The sequence below is a fragment of the Neisseria sp. P0021.S005 genome (genome assembly GCF_051956955.1).
In genome coordinates this window covers 1-5053 of record NZ_JBQCWY010000195.1, presented here as the reverse complement: position 1 = coordinate 5053, position 5053 = coordinate 1, and the positions used below count along the sequence as shown (strand labels likewise).

Below are 5053 nucleotides of genomic sequence, written 5' to 3'. Positions count from 1 at the left end.
TACATTTAGCAAATGTCAACTAAAATTATCGAAAATTCTAACTAACTGTGTTATACTGTCTGCTTCGTTTTCTTCACCGCGTCAGCAGCGAAGAACCGAACTATACGCCCCTAAACAAAACCAGTCAACACCCAATTTCAAAAAAAATTAAAAATTTTCACAACTATCTGTATTTAAATAATTTAAAATTTATTGGATTTTATCGTTCGATAGATAAAACAGATACCCAAAGATAAATACTCCTGCGGCTTTACTCTTAATTGCCACATTCAAACACTCTATATCTCTATATTACTGGCGCTTTAGTCCCATCTACTCTTACAATCTCTACTTTCTCCAATAAAACAATCATAAATTTAGAATAGTCCCTATTATGAGTAACGAAAAGATTCAACAAAAATTTGAACAAGCATATCACTCTTTTATTGAAGAGGAAAATTACGAGGAAGCGCTAAAACGTGCCGAGATTCTTTGCCTTCTCAATCCCCAATCTGTCGAATATCATCATAAAGTTGCTTATGCCTATCTGAAGCAATTGAAATGGGAAAAAGCCATTGAGGCTGAAATGAAAACGCTAGAGCTGGATAGCACCTATATTCCTGCTTTGGATTTACTTGCACATGCTTACGGCGCTCTAGATAACTGGGAAAAAACCGGGTTTTACGGTCATCAGGCTTTGGTTCTAAAAGATAAAGCCATCCCAGACCTAGAACATGAAATCACTCCAACACCAGCTCCAAAAAACGGCAAACGGATTATCTCCTTTTCTTTATTTGGCAATAATTCCAAATATATTGAGCCTGCCGTATTAAATACCCAGCTTGCGCCTGTGCTTTTCCCCGGTTGGACATGTCGTTTTTATGTCGACGATTCTGTATCGGCTGAAGCTATTCAACGATTTAGAAATAACGGTGCCGAAGTGATTAAAGTTGGCGCACCGTTGGATAACTGGCCGGGTACAATGTGGCGCTTTCTTGCCATCAATGATCCCGAGGTTGAATACGTTATTTTCCGTGATGCAGATTCTATTATTTGCTATCGTGATGCTGCAGCCGTATCCGAATGGATAAAAAGTGGCACCCTATTCCACACTATTCGCGACTCAGGCTCGCATACTGCCCTGATTCTTGCGGGTATGTGGGGGGCTAAAGCGGGTGCAGTCCCAGATATGCAGGAAAGAATTCAAAACTTTGTTGACGAGGGCTACCCTTCCAGACATTTTGCAGACCAAGATTTTCTAGAAAAAGAATTGTGGGCCTATATCCGTCAGAATCTGTTTGCACATGACAGATTATTTGATTTCTGTAATGCACACAAAATTCCCGGCGAGTTCTACTCTAATTATCAAATCGCTTTCAGCGAAGGGGTCACCAGCTTTAACGCAACGACTAATTATGAAGACGGCAGTCTGGCAAGATGGACGCTGTACTCCAGTGCTTCGCCTTTGGTCAATCCGGACTACTCGCTCAATGTTGTTCCTGAATTTAAAGTCTGCAGTTATGTGACTGAAGTGAAAAACGGAGCGGTTTCAGCATTCTTACCAAAGAGATATGGTAATGCGATTAAAGCAAAACTGGCCAGAATCAACATCGAACAAATCTAATTTGATTTGATTCCTATATATCTCATTTAATGAACCCGTTATTTATGAGCAAACACATTCTCCTCGGCATTACTGGCGGTATTGCGGCGTATAAATCTTGTGAACTGGTCAGACTACTGAAAAAGCAAGGACATTCTGTATCAGTAGTGATGACGGATTCTGCGACAGAATTTATCTCCCCGCTGACTTTCCAAGCTTTAACCGGCAATCCTGTTTTATCGGATACCTATTCAGGTGCTTCCAATAATGGCATGGCGCACATCAATCTGACGCGTGAAGCCGACGCATTTCTTATTGCGCCTGCAACTGCCAATACGATTGCCAAAATTGCCAACGGATTGGCTGATAATCTACTGACCAACTTGGTAGCAGCCAGGAAATGCCCTTTGGCTGTTGCGCCTGCAATGAATGTCGAAATGTGGAACAACCCTGCCAATCTGCGCAATATTGAGCAGCTGGTTTCAGACGGCATTACCGTGTTTTACCCAAACAGCGGCGAACAGGCTTGCGGCGAAACAGGCACTGGCAGGATGGTCGAAGCGGTCGATCTGGCTGATTTGCTAGAGGATTTATGGACACCCAAGCTACTGAGCGGTAAAAAAGTTCTGATTACAGCCGGCGCAACGTTTGAAGCCATCGATCCTGTTCGCGGCATTACCAATATTTCCAGCGGACAAATGGGCATAGCTTTAGCGCGTGCCTGCCGTGCTGCCGGAGCGGAGGTCACGCTGATTTACGGTCAAATTCAGACGGCCTTGCCCGCAGGCTTAACTCATTCTGAACAGGCTGTCAACGCAGAAGCCATGTATCAGGCGGTTCATCGCCATATTCCGAAACAAGATGTCTTTATTTCCGTTGCAGCTGTTGCAGACTATAAAGTCAAAAACAGCAGCAACGAGAAACTGAAGAAAAACGGCAATCAGCCCCCGGTTATCGAACTGACGGAAAATCCGGATATTCTCGCATCCGTTGCCGCCTTGCCTTCTCCACCATTCTGCGTCGGCTTTGCTGCAGAAAGCCATCAGGTTTTGGAATTTGCACGGGCAAAACGTTTGCGCAAAAACGTACCTATGCTGGTAGCCAACCAAGTTTCCGTTTCCATGGGTAAGCCAACCAATCAAATCACCATTATTGATGACCTTGCTGAAACCTCATTTCCGGAAACATCGAAACGCCAAGCGGCAGATGAAATCGTCAAACGCCTGGCTGAATTATTGGCTTAATCAAACAAAAGGCCGTCTGAAAATTTTTCAGACGGCCTTTGTTCAAACACATTACATTACAAACCCAATTCGCGCAGAAAACGAATATCGTCTGCCCAACCGGATTTCACTTTCACCCAAATCTTCAAGAAGACTTTGGTATCAAACAATTTTTCCATATCAAGGCGGGCTTCAGTAGAAATTTTCTTCAATTTCTCCCCACCCTTGCCAATCAAAATCGCCTTTTGGCTGTCTTTATCGACCAACACCGCGATATAAATGCGGAACAGTCCGCTTTCCTCTTCCTCAAACTGCTCCACTTCAACATTCATCGCATATGGCAACTCTTCGCCCAAATAGCGGAACAATTTTTCGCGCACAATCTCCATCGCCAGGAATCGGCTGGATTTGTCCGTCACCATATCTTCCGGATACATCGGGATACTTTCCGGCAGATACGGCTTGAGCAATTCCAGCAGATTGGCAATACGCAGACCATGTTTCGCGCTGACTGCCTCGCTGGCGGCAAATTCAAACTCTTGGCGCACTTCATTGATAAACGCCTCAAGCGCAAATTTGTCTTTGGCTTTGTCTTTATCGATTTTATTGACCACCAATACCACAGGCGTATGCTTAGGCAACTGCTTCAACACCACGCGGTCGGCATCGGTAAAGCGCATGGCTTCCACCACAAAAACCACCACATCCACGCCGCTCAACGCTTCGGTTACGTTTTGATTAAGACGGTCGTTCAAAGCATTGCGGTGATTGGTTTGAAAACCCGGCGTATCGACAAACACAAATTGCGCCGTGTCGTCGGTGTAAATACCTGTTACACGGTTGCGCGTGGTTTGTGCTTTTTTACTGGTAATACTGATTTTCTGACCGATTAAATGGTTCATCAGCGTGGACTTGCCGACATTCGGGCGACCCACGATGGCCACAAAGCCGCAACGATAATCCGTCGGGTGTTGTGACTCGTTTTGCAAAAAGGTTTCGATATCCATTTATATATGACTTTCTTGATTGTTTCAGACGGCCTTTGCATTTTCTCAAAGGCCGTCTGAAATATTATTTTTTAGATTTTTTTAAAGGGAACTTCTGTTCCAACCATTCCAAGGCTTCACATGCCGCTTTTTGCTCGGCCACTTTCCGACTGCTGCCGCGCGCATTGCAGATAAAGCCAAGTTCGCCCAAATCACAGGAAATCACAAACATCGCATCAGCCGTCTGCTCCGCCTGCTCTTCGATTCGGTATTTCGGCAGGGCAAAGCGGCGTGCCTGCAAGGCTTCCTGCAAAGCGGTTTTACTGTCTTTCTTGCCGATATTCAAATCCGCGCGTTTTACGCGTTCCGCAAATAAATGGCGAACCACTTTTTCCGCCGCAGAAAAATCCGCGTCAAAGCTGACCGCCGCAAACATCGCCTCCATCGCGTCGGCCAAAATCGAAGGCCGTCTGAAACCGCCGCTCTTCAACTCGCCGGCACCCAAATACAAACCGTCGCCGACATTCATTTCCAACGCAATTTCAGCCAACACGCCTTCATTCACCAAAGCCGCACGCATCCGCGACAACTCGCCTTCCGACAATTTCGGAAACGCGTCAAACAACATCCGCGCCACGGAATAGTTCAAAATCGAATCGCCGACAAATTCAAAACGCTCATTGTGTTTGGCATTGTAGCTGCGGTGGGTCAAAGCCTGCTGAAGCAGCTCCATATTGCGGAACTCATAGCCCAGACGCTTTTGAATCGCTCGATGCGCCTGCTGTTTGAGCAAATCAGGTTTCATTCCATACTTTCAAAAAACAGCCCGAAAATACGCCTCATCCGCAGTGAAACAAAATAAAAAGGCTACACCGGCAACTTTTTTATTTTGGCTCATTGTTTCTTGCGTCCCTCAAGCCGATAAACAATCAAAAGCCGTCATGTTCAAACCTGACGGCGCTCGACCGACATTGTACCATCAAACCGCCCCGGCACACATCCGTGCGGAAAAGCGGCGAATCGTGTAAAATCATGCCAAATCATCTCTTTGCCAACTCCATGAACAAATTTGCCCAAGCATTGGCCGCAGCGCTCGACCGCTGCATCGTCACCAACACCGTCGCCGAACAAGGCGAACCCGTCGGCTTCCTCTACCGCGAAGCCCCCGTATTTGAAAACGACAGCGGCTGGCGTATTTTCAGCGGCGACGAAACCGACGAATACACCGACAATCCCGACAACTTCAGCATTGTCAGCCTCTC

The 5053-nt window shown here is 46.0% G+C and carries 5 protein-coding genes; 3 read left to right on the top strand and 2 right to left on the bottom strand.

Annotated elements, in window-relative coordinates; all coding sequences use genetic code 11:
* Positions 1-373: 373 nt before the first annotated feature.
* Positions 374-1603, top strand: coding sequence for a tetratricopeptide repeat protein (locus ACTHUE_RS10770; protein WP_107769528.1), 1230 nt, complete (start codon positions 374-376; stop codon positions 1601-1603).
* Between the two features lie 44 nt (positions 1604-1647).
* Positions 1648-2826, top strand: a complete 1179-nt coding sequence (gene coaBC / locus ACTHUE_RS10765) for a bifunctional phosphopantothenoylcysteine decarboxylase/phosphopantothenate--cysteine ligase CoaBC (protein WP_107769529.1) — start codon at positions 1648-1650, stop codon at positions 2824-2826.
* 56 nt (positions 2827-2882) lie between these two features.
* Here the strand turns inward: coaBC and era are convergent, their stop codons facing one another.
* Both era and rnc read right to left on the bottom strand, forming a co-directional pair.
* Complete coding sequence (gene era, locus ACTHUE_RS10760; protein ID WP_036493257.1) at positions 2883-3812, bottom strand: GTPase Era; 930 nt, start codon at positions 3810-3812, stop codon at positions 2883-2885.
* Positions 3813-3876: 64 nt separating this feature from the next.
* The gene (gene rnc, locus ACTHUE_RS10755) at positions 3877-4596 is read right to left on the bottom strand and encodes a ribonuclease III (protein ID WP_003748556.1); all 720 of its coding nucleotides are present in this window, start codon (positions 4594-4596) and stop codon (positions 3877-3879) included.
* 254 nt (positions 4597-4850) lie between these two features.
* Here rnc and ACTHUE_RS10750 point away from each other — a divergent pair.
* Positions 4851-5053 (top strand): DUF2185 domain-containing protein (locus ACTHUE_RS10750; protein ID WP_440423454.1); only part of this gene is annotated, 203 nt, incomplete at its 3' end.

Excerpts from the sequence above, each read along its gene's own strand:
- era (WP_036493257.1), bottom strand. The coding sequence starts at position 3,812 with ATGGATATCGAAACCTTTTTGCAAAACGAGTCACAACACCCGACGGAT.
- ACTHUE_RS10770 (WP_107769528.1), top strand. The coding sequence starts at position 374 with ATGAGTAACGAAAAGATTCAACAAAAATTTGAACAAGCATATCACTCT.
- rnc (WP_003748556.1), bottom strand. The coding sequence starts at position 4,596 with ATGAAACCTGATTTGCTCAAACAGCAGGCGCATCGAGCGATTCAAAAG.
- coaBC (WP_107769529.1), top strand. The coding sequence starts at position 1,648 with ATGAGCAAACACATTCTCCTCGGCATTACTGGCGGTATTGCGGCGTAT.